Genomic DNA, 15,543 nt, shown 5'->3' with positions numbered 1-15,543 from the left:
ATCTCCTGCAGTGATTAGATGGAGTGGATCAGCGAGAGAAGTCCGCAACGACTTTTCCAGTCCCTGAAACGCTACGGTTGCGTTCAATTGCCTTGGGGATGTCGGCGAAGCCAACGACCTCGCCGATCCTGAACTGCAACGTGCCGCTGGCAACTTCCTTGGCCAGCTTCTCTAGCAATTCGGGGTCAGGTTTGTTCATGAACCAGAGGCCTCGGCGATTCGCCGGCGTGCGCGCCAGAATGTCGGGGGATGACGTGCCGACGATGACGCCGTTCTGCGTCAGCACCTGCCAAGATCGGTCCAGTACCTCACCCCCGACATAGTCGAGCACCAGGTCAATGTCCCGGACGACGTCCTCGAAACGTTGGGATTGATAATCGATGACATGATCGGCGCCGAGACTGCGCACATAATCCAGGTCAGCCGTGCCCGCCGTTGCAAAGACCTCGGCGTGTGCCTGCTTGGCGAACTGCACGGCATAGGCGCCCAGCCCACCTGCCGCGCCGTGAACAAGGATTCGCTGGCCTGGATGGATCGGCCCCGCATGATGGAGGCTATTCCAGGCCGCCACGGCTGCTACGGGTATAGCGGCAGCATGGACGTCATCAAGAGCTTCAGGCGTACGGGAGAGGCTCGCGTCACTGACCGTCACGAATTCTGCGTACGCGCCCAGCCCTCCCACCGCGCCCATGACGCGATCGCCAACACGGAAGCGAGAGGCACCGGGGCCAACAGCATCGACAACACCCGCCATTTCGGCGCCCAGTACTATTGGCAATGGAAGCGGGAAAGCATTTCGCACATTTCCTTCACGGACCTTCCAATCGATGCCGTTCACGCCGGCGGCTCGAACTCGAACCAGAACCTGGCCTTGCCCTGGTTCTGGCTTTTCGATCTCGGCCACTTGCGCGGCGTCAGCGCCGCCGTATGCCCGGACCAGTACAACGCGTTGAATAGTGCTCATTGCAGTTCCTCGTATCGAGTTCCGATGACGAGAAGGTAATCTGTTGCACTAGCAAAACGAAGACGTCAAAATATAGATACGTCGTTTCAAAAATGGAACACCATGAACCTGAACGCTCTGATCGATTTCACGCTCGTCGCAACGAATGAGGGGCTGGGAAAGGCAAGCCGTGCGAGCGGCATATCAAAAGCAACCTTGTCGCGCCGAATCTCCGACCTTGAGGAACAACTGGGCGTGAGGCTGATCGAGCGCAGCGCTCGCGGTCTGAAGCTCACCGAAGCCGGCGAGATGCTGATGGCTCGAACCGAAGGTCCGTTGGGCGAGGTGGCCGAAGCCATGACGGCGGCCCGCGAGGGAGTTTCGACGCCTCGCGGACGCTTGCGTGTCGCTGCCCCAGTCCTGTTCTCCCAGCTTGCGATGGGCCGCATTGGAGCCGAATTCTGTGCGGCCTACCCAGAGGTCGTAATCGAAGTCGTGGCGGAGGATCGCCTGGTCGACCTGGTCGAGGAACAATTTGACGTCGCCATTCGGATCAACCCGAGCCCAGACAGCAGTTTGGTCGGCCGGTGCTTCGCCAAGGACCGGTTGGTAGTTGTGGCTGCGCCTGAAGTACCTAAGCCAATGCCCGGCGCGATCAGACCAGTTCCTAGCATCGTGGCTTTGAATTTCCAGCCCACGAACTGGACACTCGATGGAGGACACTTGGTCCTGGAGCCGATTCCAAAATTGCGGTTCTCTTCGTTACTGATGATCCGCGATGCGGCTATCGCGGGCGGCGGTGCAGCCCTCATTCCACAGTCCATCGCATGGAACCAGCTTGCCCGTGGCGAGTTGGTCCAATGGGGCACAGTATCGGGTGTAGAACCCGAGCTCTGGGTCTTGCACACGTCCAGACGCCTTGCTGCTCCGAAGGTTCGCGCATTCGTCGATTTCATGTGCGCCAAATACCCAGACATGTCGCTGGTACTAAAGGGATAGAAGACCATTCACTGGTCTCGGGTATTGATTCCAACGTCCAGGCAGGCTCATTTTCAGTCGGTCGCGACAGGCTGAAAACGGCCAGGAGCAGACATTCACCTGCCAATTTTATGTCCTGCTCCAGATGTTGCTGGACTTCCCCCTATATTAACTATCATTCAAATAAGTTTGGTCGCAGTAGCGACCCAAACTTAATCATCATATTTATGAAGTCATATGCAAACCAGTTGTCATATTGAGAAATCGCTTCATCCAAACATCTATGATATCGATCTGGTTAATACCCAAAATAAAAACAAGCATCACACATGGATAGCGCACTAATTAAAAGTTGATTGATTTTTTACTCCAACTTACCATTCGTCGTCATGGCAGAAAAAAAATTCAACTTTTTCGAAAGCGGGTGACTCCCAATAATACAGCCATCAAGGCGGTGGGTACATTTTTCTGATTGATTGACGATTGCTGATAGGAGTTAGTAATGAACTACGAAGATCGCGATACCTATGGCATGTACAAAACCAACCTCCTACGAGATGCCGGCTCTGAAGAACAGGGGCCTGGCCCCGACCTGATGGGGGCAGATACTCTCATTGGAAATGATGTTTATAACCATAATGAAGAAGACTTGGGAGATATTAAGGAAATAATGCTGGATGTTCGCAGCGGTAGAGTGAGTTATGCTGTTCTATCTTTTGGTGGCTTTCTTAGCATGGGAGAAAAACTGTTTGCGGTACCTTGGAACGCATTGACACTCGATACAGTAAATAAGCGCTTCGTACTAAACGTGGAGAAAGAACGCTTGGAAAATGCACCAGGTTTTGACAAGGACAGTTGGCCTAATATGGCCGACGAGTCTTGGGCAACAGAAATCCATTCTTTCTATGGAACTAAACCCTACGATTACGATACTGTTCGGAGATAAAGTATCGACAAAGCTAATGTCCATATCCGAAACGAAGAGTGATGCGCGCCGAGCAAACAACGGCGCGCATTGCGGTGAAAAAAGGTTTGTCGAAGCAACAAGGGTTTAGGGTGGATTCTGCTGAACGCCATCGAATCCAAGGCTAGGTCCCAGCCGCATCGTACCCGCAGTACGGCGTCTGAATTCGCCCACATCAGAACAGCCAAACTGGGTAGCTATAACTGCTAGGTATGAGGCAGAGAACGGCCAAAAGCGGACTCTTTAATTTGAATCTCGAACCTTTGTTCCTTGCATGTTTACGGAGGCAAATTATTCGGATGGCAACTTTTTGAAATCCTGCTTAGCTTGATCGTGATATCTCCAGGGAGGATTTGCATGTCCAGATTTTTCGCCACCTTACTCATGATCACTCTAGGTACGAATGCTTGCCTTGCCAGCGAAGGTGACGACCAAGCCAACTCATTCGCCAAAATTTACGCATCGCTTTGCATGAAGAACCTTCCAAATCTGGAAGCACTCCGAGAAAAGCTGAGGCCAATCCCAAGCCTTCCTCCCGAAAAGGCGGCACTGTTCCTGGCAGGTAATCCTGGCGACGCTTGGTCTGTTCCAGACAAGTACGGAACGTTTGTGCTCGCGCTTCCTAGCGGCAAGAATTTTTGCGCCGTGCATGTCCGCAGGGCAAGTACTGAGACCGCTATAAAACTGTTCACTGGAATGGTCGCAAATCCACCCTCTCCATTTATCTCAACACTGGTAAAAAACGAGCAAACACAATCTCCCGCAAATGGGCAAATTCAAACTCTTTCCTACGAATGGTCAGTTCCAAGCGCGACACGAAAAATGTTGTTTACCCTCACGACCGCCTCATCTGAATACGCACAACTTCAAGTGCTTGGTTCGGCAGCAATCATCAATCAATAGAATCAATCCCTGCGTTCAATGGGTTGCGCAGCAGCGACGGGCAGTAGTCGGCCATAAGCGGACACCACAATCGCACCACTCTTACGGCAGGGAGAGAAATGTCACCCTCTCGAATTATGGACGAGTCGGTCAACGAAGAACTCCATATGCCCTCTGGGGGTAGTCAGCAAAGGCCAAGCGTCGACCTTTAAAGCGATTTCCTGAAATGCTTCGGCGCACTTGGAGCGCGGAAAGTGTTCGTAGACTGCTCGCTGCTTCTGCACTGCCCTACGCGCACATACATCGTACGGAACCGCTCCCACATACCGTAGGGTTACGTCGAGGAAGAGATCGGTGACTTTGGCCAATTTAGCGAACAGCGCGCGACCTTCATTCGGGCTCTGCACCATATTGACCAGCACCCGGAAACGGTCCATTCCGTAATCACGATTAAGCAGTTTGATCAGTGCGTAGGCATCGGTGATCGAGGTCGGTTCGTCGCAGACCACCAGCAAGACTTCGTGGGCCGCCCGGACGAGACTGACCACCGACGAGCCGATGCCTGCAGCTGTGTCAATCACCAGCACATCGAGACTGTCACCGATTTCACTGAAGGCCTGGATCAGACCTGCGTGCTGAGTCGGAGACAAATGCACCATGCTCTGGATGCCTGAAGCCGCGGGGACGATTCGTATCCCGCCCGGCCCACGCAAAAGTACATCGGATAGCTCACAGCGACCTTCGATTAAATCGGTAAGCGTGTACTGCGTGGAAAGCCCCAACAGGACATCGATATTCGCCAAGCCAAGATCGCCATCAAGCAATACGACTCGCCTTCCAAACTTCGCCAGCGCCAATGAAAGATTCACAGCCACCGTCGTCTTGCCGACGCCGCCCTTTCCGCCGGTCACGGCGATAACTTGTACAGAACGCACACCATCCATGTTATTGATTACCTTCCATGTGCAACGCGTGCGAGTAGTCGCTAACTATTCCTAGATGCGCAATGGTAGCTGAAAAGTGCAGACACATGGCCACTAGCTGTATCACAGGATCACCAGAAACGCTGTAACCCACTACATGGCAATGACGCGAACCAGAACTGCCACTGCTACGCTGACCTCTTCACGGAGGAATCGCTATGCCAAATTTAGACCTACTCCCTTCCCTGCTATTCAAGATCAACGAAAACCAGCTCGCCCTTGAAGCCGCCATCTTGGAGCTTTCCAATTGGGTCGAGGCCCGCGGCTCGGCTGACGTCGCCGACAACGTGCGCGGCGCCTTGGACACCATCGACAAGAACGAGGAGTTCATCAAGCTTACGCTCGCAGTCCTAATGACGCCTGAGTGACAGTTAACGGCCCAGGCTGTGTAAAAACGCAGGCACCGTTTTGAAGTCTGCGTTGCTACGTAAAATCTGCCAGTACTTGGTTAGTCAGCCAGACCTGAAATTCGCGTAGGAACGCGATTTTCGTTCTGGTTTTGACCGTTAAACCTGCCCTAAAACGTTTTTACACAGCCTCGGTCAAAAGCGGTCATTCAAACAAGAAAGTTGTGGCATGCCAAAGAAATCCTTTAGCAAGTTCTTCACATCACATAGAAGGCTCTTGCTGAAGATCGACCCGCTTCAAAAGCTCAACTACTTGAGTATCCAGCGCCTCAAAGTCATCCCGTTGGCCATCATATTGGTAACGCACTTCAATCGTTTTTCCGTAGAGGCGGTCGGCTTCAAAAGTCGTCAGCCCTCGACTGATGTAAACGGACGCTCCGTCAATGCCCTGAAGCAGGTAAACGGTCCCGTCTAGATACTTGTATACGCTTCGGCCTGCCGTCACAGACGTGGGCTCAAGCCCTTTTAGCGCTGTTTGCCCCCGAGTACTCGGAGTTTCAACAGGTATTATTCGCACAATCATATGGGAACCGCGGACTATGTCTGGCTGGACTATTCGCATATCTGTCAGCTCAACACCGAATGTAACAACACTGGATTTATTACGCTTTATCCACGTACATACTGATGAAGGCACTGTAAGTTGAAAACTTGCAGCGTCACATCGTCCATCCACTGCGACAACCGGTGAAGCTGTCTCTGGAGAAAGCAAATAAAACAATGGGACCACGCCTAAAGCTAAAAAAATAACGAAAACTAATCGCCGTGTCACCGCCATGATCTGTTTCTACCTAATATATTTTTAGTAACGTATCACGTGAATATACCCCACCATCACCTCGCGAACTGTTAATTACCGAATTTCGGCTAGTTTCAGAAGCACTCTGGACAGACGTTTGAGGTGATTGACTGCAATGGGTCGGTTGTTGTCGTCATGTTGTTCCTCGCCTTCAACGGTGCATCGAGCATTTCCGACAAAGCATTCCATCGGAACGTGTAAGGGTCTGGACACTCGGGCGCAGATCGAAGTTCTGCCGAATGCACTGCATTTGGGGTGAGATGCCGAGGGTTAGCGAATGAGATTCACGGCGGTGGCACGGATCAAAATTTCTTCCTGTTGAAAACGCTCTTCAAGATCACGTTTGTAACTTTGCCACCAAAGCCGATCAACAACCTCCACCATGACCTCATAAATGATGATGTCGTCCTCTGATCTTTCGTTGCCTACCTGTAACGAGATACCTTTCGCTGGATTGCGGATGAACGCCGTCACTCCTCCGAACTGGTCGGTCAAATGCTCCCGCACACGGCGGAAAAGCTCGATCGGCTGCGGTGTGCCATCGTTGGTGTTGAGCGGTAAGAAGACCTCGACCAAGTGCATGATGATCACCTCTACATTTGTACCGTCGTGCTGCGGATTACTCTCATTCATTGGCCCTTGCTGACTTGCCTATGCGCTCACGCCAGGAGCGATTTGTCCTGACGCCAGACGCGAGTTAGCACTGCATCGGCTTTTTGCTGAAGGTCGGAGCGGTCATGTGCCAGTTCAGTTCTCCTGGCCGACGGTACGATCTGATCAACATCCGAATCGACATTCAGCAATAGCGCCGAGAGGCTTGCGTGCATGATCAAGACGGCGGCGACCACATCGCATTGCAAGAATGGCTTCACACAGGGTAAGCCTCTCTGCGCAAGTTCGATGCCTTGAAGGCAGCCTCTCGCTGCAGCGAGTGCACCTAGGGTAACTTCCAGGGTTCGCTGCTGACTATGACCTTGAGCGTCAGCCAGTGGCTCTTCGATATAAGCACTGAACGCTCGTACATCATTGTCGGCGTGGGCCTTCATGACGTCCATTAGTTGCTCCACCTCATGGATGGTTTTTTTTCGCTCGTCTTCCAGGTTGCGGGTATCGGATTTACGTAGCGCCATGAGGAGAAGCGCAAGACCGAAGCTGGCACAGACGCATGACGTGGCACCACAGCTTGGTACCGAGGTATCGGCCGCTATTTTGTCTCGAAAAGACTCAAGGCTTGTTAACCAGATGCTCATCCGCAGCATATCCTTCAAGGCAGTGGGTTTTCTTTGGAGTAACCCAGTACGTTCCAGTGCAGCGCAAGGGACAAACGGTGTGGATATACGCTTCAGCAACCATCGAAACTGAAGTATTACAGAGCCAAATGCCCGATCAGCCTGTCGAAGACATGAGAGTGGGAACAAATTTTGTTCGGCGCTTCACTCGCTGCCTGATTATCAAATCTATTCAATAAAGAGTCGGTCATGGATCTCATATTTCTGGGTACCTCATCAGGTGTTCCGACCCGAAATCGAAATGTGAGTGGCACCGCTCTCATAGAGTCCTCTGGCAGGGGTTGGTATCTGGTGGATTGCGGTGAATCCACTCAACATCAAGTGATGCGCACCCCGCTGTCTTTACGAGAGCTACGCGGTTGCTTCATTACCCATGTACATGGCGATCATTGCTTCGGCTTACCCGGCTTGCTGGCCAGTGCCGGCATGTCGGGACGTCTCGAACCACTCGATATAGTGATGCCGGTTGCGCTACATCCCTGGGTGCGCCTCAGCCTGACCGTCAGCAAATCCTGGCTGCCCTTCGAATTGCATCTGCACGCGAGCGAAACCTTCAATGGCTGGCAAAATGGCAAGGTTCAGGTCAACACCGTTGCCCTCTCTCATCGCGTTCCCTGCCATGGCTATGTTTTTGCCGAATCAGATCCTCATCCGCGACTGGATATTCAACGCCTGGATGCCGAAGGGATTCCTCGTGGCCCGCTGTGGGGCGAGTTGGCGCATGGACGTGAGGTTGAACACGCGGGACGAATATTTCGTACGGAGCAATGTTTGCGCCCTGCGCGCCCCGCTCAACGCATTATTATCTGCGGCGACAACGATACCCCTGAACTGTTGGCAGAGGTGGCTGCCGGTGCGAATGTGCTGGTACATGAGGCTACTTTCACTCAGGTATTGATCGATCACAATCGCGAGAATTACGGGCACAGCAGCGCCGCCGCCGTGGCGCGTTTTGCCGAGTCAGCAGGCATCCCCAATCTGGTTCTTACCCACTTCAGTGCGCGCTACCAGTGCAATCCCGAGCGAAGTCCGTCCATCGAAGATGTACACAAGGAAGCAGCAGCACTCTTCACCGGCGAGCTGTTCATGGCGCGAGATCTGCAGCGTTATCACCTCGACCTGGACGGTCGGTTAAAAGTCGTCACGGGCCGCTTGGCGTAATGGCGATCAGCACCTACGCCTTCCACTGCCTGCGCGTACCGCTTCGTCGCCTCAGTCACCGAACCTTTTCGCTCGTCACAAATTGATAAAAACCTTGCCTCACAACCGCCAAGGAGGGATAGGAATTCAAAATTTTTTGGTTGAAAGCAGGCCTAACCGGCCAAAACCGGTGTGAATGAAGGACTTGAGGGCGATTTAGATTCTGAATCACAGAATTGTAGCTATCGTGATTCCCTAGCCCCATTTCCCCGGCGAGTCATTTCGATGCTTAGTGTGTCGATAATCCTTACCTTGATGCTCGTCCTCTGCATTTTTGCCATGGGGGTAGCCTTCACTCTCATGAGCGTGTTCATTGGTTAACGGGGTTCTGTCAGCAACGACCGACCGCTTCACGCCTTTCGTGAAAGACACCAATCGGCCAAGAGCCATCCTTCACGAAGGGCAGCTTTGGGTCGGTTAGCGACCACCACGCACTGTGACTGATCCACCCTTGTCCTCCCTCAACCTGGAGGACATGCCATGAACAATATTGCTAAATATCGCCATCAGCCTTGGCACAAGGGAAAGCTTGTAGGGCAGAAAGCCCCGCTCCGATTCAGAGATATCTGGGCCATCCGGGTCAGACTCCAGCTCGCGGAGAAGACACGGGATCTGGCTCTCTTCAACTTGGCCATCGACAGCAAACTGCGTGCCTGTCGACGTACCCTCTACGTGACTGACAGCTTTAGCCAACGCGGTGTTGAAGTCGGCGTGGTAATGCTCCGAGCCAATTTCTTGCAGGATACCAAAAGCCTTTGATCCACTGCGTCGTGCGGCCGAAGATGTTTATAGTGAATACTCGCATAGGGCTGAACGGGCGGGCACTGCAAATAGAAAATTTCGAGAGCGCGTGTAGCGTGGTGACTGACATGAATCGTAAAGCTGTGAAAAGCAAACATGCCGAAGGCGTGACCTTTGACACCCATGTGATCGCAAACCCGACCAACCCCAAGGAGCGGATTGTGTTCTTCAAAAAGGACGCAGGGAGAAGTTACTTCTTGGTTGGTGACAACGAGGAGGTCGAGTCTTTCGGGCATCTGGATGACTTGATCGCCGAACTTCGAGACTTGGGACTCAAGAACGCTGAAATCCATTTTTAACCCTTGGATCACACCTTGGAGACATGATCATGTCAGTGAAGGTCGAGTATCTATCCTGTCAAAGCGAAGCTCTTTGGTCTGTATGTTTTGGCATCCGACGAGTGCAGTTTCGGCATGAAAAAAGTGCTCAGGACTATGCTGCCAAGCTCAAGGAGAGAATCGAGGCTCCGCATGTTTACCCTCGACGTGGTCAGCCAGCGAAAATTCATAGTTCATAGGTACAGGTGAGGTCGAACCTCACCCAGCATGTCTATCTGCTTGTTCTACAAAGGATTCGGTTGAACTCGGGACCTTCGGTAAAAAAGTCCGAGCAGCCCAATCGCCAGTCTTGATATCTGTAACAGATAGGCGTGTTACTACAAGGGAGTGACTGTTTTTGGCCGGTTAATGCCTGCTATGACAGGCAGCTTTGGGTCCAGGTTGTGTGAAACCTTTTTAAAGTAGGTTTGACGGTCAGGACTGCAACGAAAATCGCGTTCCTACTCAAATTTACGGCCTGCTGATTAACCAAACGCTGGCAGATTTTACGTAGCAACGCAGACTTCAAAATGGCGCATGCGTTTTCACACAGTCTGGGTCTATAGCGGTTAATTCCAGCGTTAATCCACAACGAACAACCTGGCACCCGTACTGCTGAAAGATCGATGTCCCTCAGCGTTGCTGCCCACCTGATAGCTCATCCCCGCGGTGAGTGTGAACTGACGACCATCCTCCAACTCCGTGTGCAACTCGCCTTCCAGGCACAACAGGATATGACCTCTCCAGCACCAGTGGTCGGCCAGATAGCCAGGACTGTATTCAACCATCCTCACACGCGTCGAACCAAACTGGCAGGTCCGCCAATAGGCGGTACCCGTCTGTCCAACATACTCGACAGGTTCGACAGTCGACCAATCAGTCGTACCAAAGGGAACAGCGGTTAGGTCCATGGTTGCCTCATCAATGAAAGGATGTCTGTGGACCGTACGCATCCAGTGATCCTTTCGATAGACACAGATGCCCCGCATTTATGAAATACAGGCGCCCACTCAAGCGTGAAAGCCAGAGGAAGCTCTCGGCCCACAGTTGCCTGTCGGCTTTGCCTAAGAAATTACAGGCGCTGGGTCGAAGTCCTTGTAGGCTGCGCCAGAGGGCGAACATCGTCGGCGACCACGGCAGAGCCTCGCCCCTGCTCCCCCGCCCGAGCCGCTTCGATGGCGGCGTTGAGCGCCAGCAGGTTGGTCTGCTCGGCAACCCAATTGCAGGGCGCCCGCGGGTGGCTGGTGACGGTGCTCGGTGTGCCAAGGGGCGTTGGTTTAGCGTCGCCTTAAGCAAATACAAAAGCGTATATGAACATTCACTTGTTATTTCAAATTCATCCAAGGGTGACAAATTTTGGGGGGCGAGAGTTTTGCGCCAGACTATAATAAAAAGGTTAATACGCGCTGGTGAGTGCTTGGGGGTGGAAAGATTAGAAGTTATGGAATTTGATATGTGTGGCTATCCTCGGAGTGGGTGGTTAATAATATTTTCGCTGTGATGGTTTGGTGTAGTTGAGGATTTGATATGAACGCTTTGTTGAAAGAACTGCACATATATCATCATGAGGTGGCTATCAAAATTACTCAGATTAAAGGATTGCTGGGGAGGTTGAGGCATGAATCCGCTGGTGCCGATGACGGCAAGCTGTTGTTTAAGCTGCTGGAAGCCTTGCATGGTGATGCAGAGCGACACCACCATGAAAATGAAGAGCTTATTCGGCAGGCCCTGCTAGCGACTGAGGCACCGATCCACCAACGGGTCAAGGATATCGAGCGAGATCATCAAGCATTTGAGCGCATTGCTGGACAGCTTAAGATGTTGGAGGACTCAACTCAGGAGGCGAGAGTAATCGCTGACACTATCGATGACTTCATCAAGAAATACTACGACCATATGGATGCTGAGGAGAATATTTTCTTTCCGGTGGCAGATAAGTGGGTGTCAGAAATCCAGTGGCAGGAAATAAAGCGTCAGTGGCATTAATCGGAACTTTAACCGTCTTACTTCAACATCAGGCTGCTACTTAATACTCAATCTCACAAATTTATTGCGTGGATGCCAGATGATACACCGCTGGCTTGTAGGATTACTTATAGAATTACGAACGAGATGGATTGTGAGCCTTACACCCACACATTCGCCAGACATGGAATAAGTGTTGCGACTAATCGCATTATTTCGATTATAGATCTCTAGCCGCCTATGACGAATCTGGCCACGGGGAGCTGCGGGTGATGATGCAAATTTCTAGTGGTCATGCGTTTAGGCAGATGAGCCGCCCTTGGTTTCGTTGGCTGATCTCAGGGCCCACACGGCTCAACAGGTGCAGCGGTCCACCGGCAACTTGAGTCGACTTCAGTCAGTCGCGATAGGCAGAAAACGGCCAGAAGCAGACACTCGGTCCAGCCTACGAAACCGTTGGCAATTCGAAGCTCAAGATTGTTCTAATCTTTCGCATTGACATATCGATAAATCTCGATATCCTCAGCTCATGGAATTGATCGAAATATTCAAAGCCCTCTCAAACCCTACGCGTCTTGAAATCTTGAAAGGTTTGAAGGATCCCGCAAAGAACTTCCCTCCGCAGGATGAAGGTGACGTTCTCACGGTCGGAGTCTGCGTCAGTAGTATTCAAGAAGGTATCGGACTGTCGCAGTCAACGGTGTCCGGTTATCTTGCCACGTTGCAACGAGTGGGCCTGGTCGAAGTCAGGCGCATCGGTCAGTGGACCTACTACAAACGGAATGAAGCAACCATCAGTGCGCTTGCCGAGATCATTGGGAAAGATCTGTAATTTTTTATCGCGATATATCGAGATATCTCGATATTTCTTTTTATCGATACGAGGATTTACTATGAAAGCGATGATACTTAAATCATTTGGCGGTCCTGAATCGTTCGAACTCTGCGACGTGCCCAAGCCCGTGCCGCACACGGGACAGGTCCTGGTCCGGGTACACGCAACCTCCATCAATCCATTGGATTACCAGGTTCGACGCGGCGATTATCCCGAACTGGTGCAACTGCCGGCCATTACCGGACACGACGTATCTGGCGTTGTCGAAGAAGTTGGGCCAGGTGTGACGACCCTCGTTCCAGGAGACGAAGTCTGGTACACCCCGCAAATATTTGACGGGCCAGGAAGTTATGCCGAGTACCACGTCGCTGCCGAAAGCATTATCGGGAAGAAGCCTCCCTCGCTGAGCCATCTTGAGGCGGCAAGCCTGACCTTGGTTGGCGGGACGGCGTGGGAAGCACTGGTCGTGCGTGCGGCGCTCAGGGTCGGGGAAAGCATTCTTGTACACGGCGGCGCGGGAGGCGTCGGTCATGTCGCGATCCAGCTGGCGAAAGCTATGGGAGCAAGGGTGTTCACAACCGTACGCGAAGCAAACGTTGAGTTCGCACGCAGCTTGGGTGCCGATGTGATCATCGACTACGAAAAAGAAGATTATGTTGACGCCGTCATTCGGGAAACGGGTGGCCGCGGCGTTGATGTTGTGTTCGACACCATCGGCGGCAACACATTGTCACGTAGCCCCGACGTGCTCGCACAACTTGGCCGCGTCGTTACGATCGTGGACATTGCACAGCCACAAAACGTCGTTCAGGCCTGGGGCAAGAACGCGAGTTATCACTTCGTTTTCACCAGGCAAAACCGCGGCAAGCTTGATGAGTTGAGCGCATTGATAGCGCGCGGTCAGCTGCGGCCACACGCTGGCGCCGTCTATTCGCTTGCCGACATTCCCCTCGCCCATGCCCGGCTGGAAAGTCTCAACAACGGTATTCAAGGAAAAATCGCGATTGCAGTCGAGCCATCGCTCATCTCGTAAGTGCGTACTTTTAATCGTTCAAGTCAATTTAGAGGAACGCCATGATCTATGAGATCGCTCTGCTCCCCGTTCACAAAGAACGCATTGAAATGTTCCGACGTGCATTTGCCGAGGTCGCTCCTTTGCTCAGCCGCGCCAAAGGTTACGGCGGCCACCTGCTCGCGCAAGGGATCGAAAGCCCCGAGCTATTCAACCTGATAGTGAGATGGCAATCACTCGAAGATCACACGCCGGGCTTCGAAGCGAGTGAAGACCATCGGCTGTTCATGATGGGTTTAGAGGAATATTTTTCGGAAGAACCGAAGGTCTACCATATTGAGGGGGCAGCTTTTAGGACTGACGAACATGATGATCCAAACAATACCGTTGGCATGGGTGCTGCCAGCGCCTTAAGAGGCTTGTGGCCTTAAAGCAAATAGCCGTTGTCGGAAACAGACGTTCATGACCGGCAACTTTCGGCCCAGAGTGTGTAAAAACGTCAGATTGAGTTTTCTGTATCGACGTCAGCAGCCCGTGCTTTCGTTTCGAAAACTGATCAACATCACGACGTTTTGAGGAACAGCTAAACGGCTCAACAACCTCTGAAAGTCCTTTGGATGGGGTAAAAAGAGCGGTTTTTACGCCGCTAACGCTTTCATCAAATCAGCGGTGCCGATGATTTTCATGACCCTTTTTAAATTGTAGGCGAGCACGTTCAGACTCATCTCTGCACTGACCCCGTTGAGCTTTCGCGTGAGAAAGTGCGTTGCACCCATCCATTGTTTGAGCGTCCCGAAGGGATGCTCAACAGTCCGTTTTCGGGTCCGCATCATTTCCGGCGCGTTGCTCAGCCTGTTCTGCATTTCCTCCAGGACGGCTTCATGCTCCCAGCGTCGAACCCGCCGTTCCGTGCTCGGTGTGCACTGCGGTTTCATTGCGCAACCCCGGCATTTCGAACTCCAGTAACGGTGCAACGTCAGGCCTTTTTCAACGTTGGTATAGCGCCAGATCAGCGCCTCTCCAGCCGGGCAAATGTATTCGTTTTTTGCCGCGTCATAGATGAAGGCATCGTTATTGAAACGCCCGTCTGCTTTGGCTCCAGAGGTCATCGGCTTGGGCACATAGGCGGTGATGCCTGCATCGTGGCAAGCCAGGATTTCTTCGCTTTTGAAGTAACCTCGGTCAGCTACTACCGAAAGCGCTTCTGACGCCATCGCTTCGCGGGCCTGCTGGGCCATCGAGCTGAGTTGATCGCGGTCAGAACCGACGTTGGTCACCTCATGGGCACCGATCAAATGGTGCTGAGTATCGACCGCTGTCTGCACGTTGTAGCCGACGATTCCCGTGCCGCGCGTCATCATGGAGCGGCTGTCTGGATCGGTCAGTGCGACCTGTTTATCCGGCGATTCATTGAGCTGGATTTCGATCGCCTGAAGCTCTTTCATTTGAGTTTTGAGCTTGGCGATTTTCTCTTCCAGCCTCACGGCACTGGGCTCGGAAGCTGTTGGTTCTTGCCGATCGGCAGCATCGAGTGCCGTCAGGTAACGATTGATGCTCGATTCAATTTCTTCCATTCGCCGCTTCAGTTTGGCGTTGCGGTCGCGGTTGTTGACTGCTTTGAATTTGCTGCCATCGATGGCGAACAGGTGTTCTCCAAACAGTCCCAACTGCTGACACAGCACAACGAACTGGCGACAGACGCCTCGGATGGCCTTGCTGTTGTCTTTTCGGAAGTTGGCGATGGTCTTGAAGTCCGGCATCAAACGTCCGGTTAGCCACATCAATTCGACGTTACGCTGGGCTTCTCGCTCCAGGCGCCGGCTCAACTGAATGCGGTTGAGATAGCCGTAGATGTAAATCTTCAGGAAGATCGCGGGGTGGTAAGCCGGCCGGCCAGTATCTGCCGGTATGACGCCTTCAAAACCCAGTTTGACCAGGTCGAGTTCGTCGACAAAGACGTCGACTACGCGCACCGGATTGGTATCGCTGACGTAGTCGTCGAGGCTCTCGGGAAATAGGTGCCTTGGCCTCGATGTTCACCTTGGATAAAGCGCTTCATGGGCGATCCCTGCGATGAATCCTCAGAAATCATAGCAAGTGTCCGCGAAGGCGTTTTTACACACTCTGAGCCAAAAGCAGCCCTTCAAACAACTGAAACCTGCATCCGC

The 15,543-nt window shown here is 52.6% G+C and carries 16 protein-coding genes and 3 pseudogenes; 11 read left to right on the top strand and 8 right to left on the bottom strand.

Annotated elements, in window-relative coordinates; all coding sequences use genetic code 11:
• Nucleotides 1-28: 28 nt before the first annotated feature.
• A complete protein-coding gene (locus tag ACA059_RS09930; protein ID WP_140894593.1) occupies nucleotides 29-964 on the bottom strand; it encodes an NADP-dependent oxidoreductase in 936 nt (311 codons plus the stop codon).
• Nucleotides 965-1,066: 102 nt separating this feature from the next.
• Here ACA059_RS09930 and ACA059_RS09925 point away from each other — a divergent pair, with 102 nt between their 5' ends.
• The 3 genes from ACA059_RS09925 to ACA059_RS09915 all read left to right on the top strand — a co-directional run bounded on the left by ACA059_RS09925 (nucleotide 1,067) and on the right by ACA059_RS09915 (nucleotide 3,788).
• On the top strand, nucleotides 1,067-1,942 hold the full coding sequence (locus ACA059_RS09925) for a LysR family transcriptional regulator (RefSeq protein WP_497633645.1): 876 nt from the start codon (nucleotides 1,067-1,069) through the stop codon (nucleotides 1,940-1,942).
• A 481-nt stretch (nucleotides 1,943-2,423) separates the two neighbouring features.
• Nucleotides 2,424-2,867, top strand: coding sequence for a PRC-barrel domain-containing protein (locus ACA059_RS09920; RefSeq protein WP_149631315.1), 444 nt, complete (start codon nucleotides 2,424-2,426; stop codon nucleotides 2,865-2,867).
• Nucleotides 2,868-3,242: 375 nt separating this feature from the next.
• On the top strand, nucleotides 3,243-3,788 hold the full coding sequence (locus ACA059_RS09915; RefSeq protein ID WP_497633644.1) for an NMCC_0638 family (lipo)protein: 546 nt from the start codon (nucleotides 3,243-3,245) through the stop codon (nucleotides 3,786-3,788).
• A 101-nt stretch (nucleotides 3,789-3,889) separates the two neighbouring features.
• On the opposite strand, the gene ACA059_RS09910 is transcribed toward ACA059_RS09915, so the two are convergent.
• Complete coding sequence (locus ACA059_RS09910; RefSeq protein WP_415760614.1) at nucleotides 3,890-4,711, bottom strand: MinD/ParA family protein; 822 nt, start codon at nucleotides 4,709-4,711, stop codon at nucleotides 3,890-3,892.
• 197 nt (nucleotides 4,712-4,908) lie between these two features.
• On the opposite strand from ACA059_RS09910, the gene ACA059_RS09905 reads away from it, so the two are divergent.
• The gene (locus ACA059_RS09905) at nucleotides 4,909-5,118 is read left to right on the top strand and encodes a hypothetical protein (protein WP_497633643.1); all 210 of its coding nucleotides are present in this window, start codon (nucleotides 4,909-4,911) and stop codon (nucleotides 5,116-5,118) included.
• A 241-nt stretch (nucleotides 5,119-5,359) separates the two neighbouring features.
• On the opposite strand, the gene ACA059_RS09900 is transcribed toward ACA059_RS09905, so the two are convergent.
• From ACA059_RS09900 to ACA059_RS09890, 3 genes are all read right to left on the bottom strand, one after another.
• A complete protein-coding gene (locus ACA059_RS09900) occupies nucleotides 5,360-5,935 on the bottom strand; it encodes a hypothetical protein (RefSeq protein WP_497633642.1) in 576 nt (191 codons plus the stop codon).
• Between the two features lie 291 nt (nucleotides 5,936-6,226).
• Nucleotides 6,227-6,589: a hypothetical protein gene (locus ACA059_RS09895; RefSeq protein WP_497633641.1), complete on the bottom strand. Its 363-nt coding sequence runs from the start codon at nucleotides 6,587-6,589 to the stop codon at nucleotides 6,227-6,229.
• A 26-nt stretch (nucleotides 6,590-6,615) separates the two neighbouring features.
• Nucleotides 6,616-7,206 carry a cyclodeaminase/cyclohydrolase family protein gene (locus ACA059_RS09890; RefSeq protein WP_497633640.1) on the bottom strand — a complete coding sequence of 197 codons (591 nt, stop codon included), beginning with the start codon at nucleotides 7,204-7,206 and terminating at the stop codon, nucleotides 6,616-6,618.
• Between the two features lie 228 nt (nucleotides 7,207-7,434).
• Between ACA059_RS09890 and ACA059_RS09885 the strand changes: the two genes are divergently transcribed.
• The 3 genes and pseudogenes from ACA059_RS09885 (at nucleotide 7,435) to ACA059_RS09875 (ending at nucleotide 9,545) form a co-directional block, all read left to right on the top strand.
• The gene (locus ACA059_RS09885) at nucleotides 7,435-8,406 is read left to right on the top strand and encodes a ribonuclease Z (protein ID WP_497633639.1); all 972 of its coding nucleotides are present in this window, start codon (nucleotides 7,435-7,437) and stop codon (nucleotides 8,404-8,406) included.
• 519 nt (nucleotides 8,407-8,925) lie between these two features.
• Nucleotides 8,926-9,111 (top strand): annotated as a pseudogene (locus ACA059_RS09880) (integrase); the annotation flags it as partial.
• 203 nt (nucleotides 9,112-9,314) lie between these two features.
• On the top strand, nucleotides 9,315-9,545 hold the full coding sequence (locus ACA059_RS09875) for a hypothetical protein (RefSeq protein WP_497633638.1): 231 nt from the start codon (nucleotides 9,315-9,317) through the stop codon (nucleotides 9,543-9,545).
• Between the two features lie 599 nt (nucleotides 9,546-10,144).
• On the opposite strand, the gene ACA059_RS09870 is transcribed toward ACA059_RS09875, so the two are convergent.
• Complete coding sequence (locus tag ACA059_RS09870; RefSeq protein ID WP_497634648.1) at nucleotides 10,145-10,474, bottom strand: DHCW motif cupin fold protein; 330 nt, start codon at nucleotides 10,472-10,474, stop codon at nucleotides 10,145-10,147.
• Nucleotides 10,475-10,638: 164 nt separating this feature from the next.
• Nucleotides 10,639-10,779, bottom strand: a pseudogene (locus ACA059_RS09865) (methyl-accepting chemotaxis protein); the annotation flags it as partial.
• A gap of 311 nt (nucleotides 10,780-11,090) precedes the next feature.
• Here ACA059_RS09865 and ACA059_RS09860 point away from each other — a divergent pair.
• The 4 genes from ACA059_RS09860 to ACA059_RS09845 all read left to right on the top strand — a co-directional run bounded on the left by ACA059_RS09860 (nucleotide 11,091) and on the right by ACA059_RS09845 (nucleotide 13,806).
• The gene (locus tag ACA059_RS09860; RefSeq protein WP_497633637.1) at nucleotides 11,091-11,549 is read left to right on the top strand and encodes a hemerythrin domain-containing protein; all 459 of its coding nucleotides are present in this window, start codon (nucleotides 11,091-11,093) and stop codon (nucleotides 11,547-11,549) included.
• 508 nt (nucleotides 11,550-12,057) lie between these two features.
• A complete protein-coding gene (locus ACA059_RS09855) occupies nucleotides 12,058-12,360 on the top strand; it encodes an ArsR/SmtB family transcription factor (protein ID WP_017338400.1) in 303 nt (100 codons plus the stop codon).
• Between the two features lie 61 nt (nucleotides 12,361-12,421).
• Nucleotides 12,422-13,396, top strand: coding sequence for a zinc-dependent alcohol dehydrogenase family protein (locus ACA059_RS09850; RefSeq protein ID WP_497633636.1), 975 nt, complete (start codon nucleotides 12,422-12,424; stop codon nucleotides 13,394-13,396).
• A 41-nt stretch (nucleotides 13,397-13,437) separates the two neighbouring features.
• Nucleotides 13,438-13,806 carry an antibiotic biosynthesis monooxygenase family protein gene (locus tag ACA059_RS09845; RefSeq protein WP_497633635.1) on the top strand — a complete coding sequence of 123 codons (369 nt, stop codon included), beginning with the start codon at nucleotides 13,438-13,440 and terminating at the stop codon, nucleotides 13,804-13,806.
• A 207-nt stretch (nucleotides 13,807-14,013) separates the two neighbouring features.
• Here ACA059_RS09845 and ACA059_RS09840 read toward each other — a convergent pair.
• Nucleotides 14,014-15,434: pseudogene (locus ACA059_RS09840) on the bottom strand (IS1182 family transposase).
• Nucleotides 15,435-15,543 lie beyond the last annotated feature (109 nt).

Source organism: Pseudomonas sp. LBUM1647, from assembly GCF_059716175.1.
The sequence above is the reverse complement of the archived record's forward strand: the minus strand, read 5'-3'. Positions and strand labels throughout refer to the sequence as shown.

What these genes read in the sequence shown, in the direction of transcription:
- ACA059_RS09930 (WP_140894593.1), bottom strand. Translation starts at nt 964, where the DNA reads ATGAGCACTATTCAACGCGTTGTACTGGTCCGGGCATACGGCGGCGCT.
- ACA059_RS09925 (WP_497633645.1), top strand. Translation starts at nt 1,067, where the DNA reads ATGAACCTGAACGCTCTGATCGATTTCACGCTCGTCGCAACGAATGAG.
- ACA059_RS09920 (WP_149631315.1), top strand. Translation starts at nt 2,424, where the DNA reads ATGAACTACGAAGATCGCGATACCTATGGCATGTACAAAACCAACCTC.
- ACA059_RS09915 (WP_497633644.1), top strand. Translation starts at nt 3,243, where the DNA reads ATGTCCAGATTTTTCGCCACCTTACTCATGATCACTCTAGGTACGAAT.
- ACA059_RS09910 (WP_415760614.1), bottom strand. Translation starts at nt 4,711, where the DNA reads ATGGATGGTGTGCGTTCTGTACAAGTTATCGCCGTGACCGGCGGAAAG.
- ACA059_RS09905 (WP_497633643.1), top strand. Translation starts at nt 4,909, where the DNA reads ATGCCAAATTTAGACCTACTCCCTTCCCTGCTATTCAAGATCAACGAA.
- ACA059_RS09900 (WP_497633642.1), bottom strand. Translation starts at nt 5,935, where the DNA reads ATGGCGGTGACACGGCGATTAGTTTTCGTTATTTTTTTAGCTTTAGGC.
- ACA059_RS09895 (WP_497633641.1), bottom strand. Translation starts at nt 6,589, where the DNA reads ATGAATGAGAGTAATCCGCAGCACGACGGTACAAATGTAGAGGTGATC.
- ACA059_RS09890 (WP_497633640.1), bottom strand. Translation starts at nt 7,206, where the DNA reads ATGAGCATCTGGTTAACAAGCCTTGAGTCTTTTCGAGACAAAATAGCG.
- ACA059_RS09885 (WP_497633639.1), top strand. Translation starts at nt 7,435, where the DNA reads ATGGATCTCATATTTCTGGGTACCTCATCAGGTGTTCCGACCCGAAAT.
- ACA059_RS09875 (WP_497633638.1), top strand. Translation starts at nt 9,315, where the DNA reads ATGAATCGTAAAGCTGTGAAAAGCAAACATGCCGAAGGCGTGACCTTT.
- ACA059_RS09870 (WP_497634648.1), bottom strand. Translation starts at nt 10,474, where the DNA reads ATGGACCTAACCGCTGTTCCCTTTGGTACGACTGATTGGTCGACTGTC.
- ACA059_RS09860 (WP_497633637.1), top strand. Translation starts at nt 11,091, where the DNA reads ATGAACGCTTTGTTGAAAGAACTGCACATATATCATCATGAGGTGGCT.
- ACA059_RS09855 (WP_017338400.1), top strand. Translation starts at nt 12,058, where the DNA reads ATGGAATTGATCGAAATATTCAAAGCCCTCTCAAACCCTACGCGTCTT.
- ACA059_RS09850 (WP_497633636.1), top strand. Translation starts at nt 12,422, where the DNA reads ATGAAAGCGATGATACTTAAATCATTTGGCGGTCCTGAATCGTTCGAA.
- ACA059_RS09845 (WP_497633635.1), top strand. Translation starts at nt 13,438, where the DNA reads ATGATCTATGAGATCGCTCTGCTCCCCGTTCACAAAGAACGCATTGAA.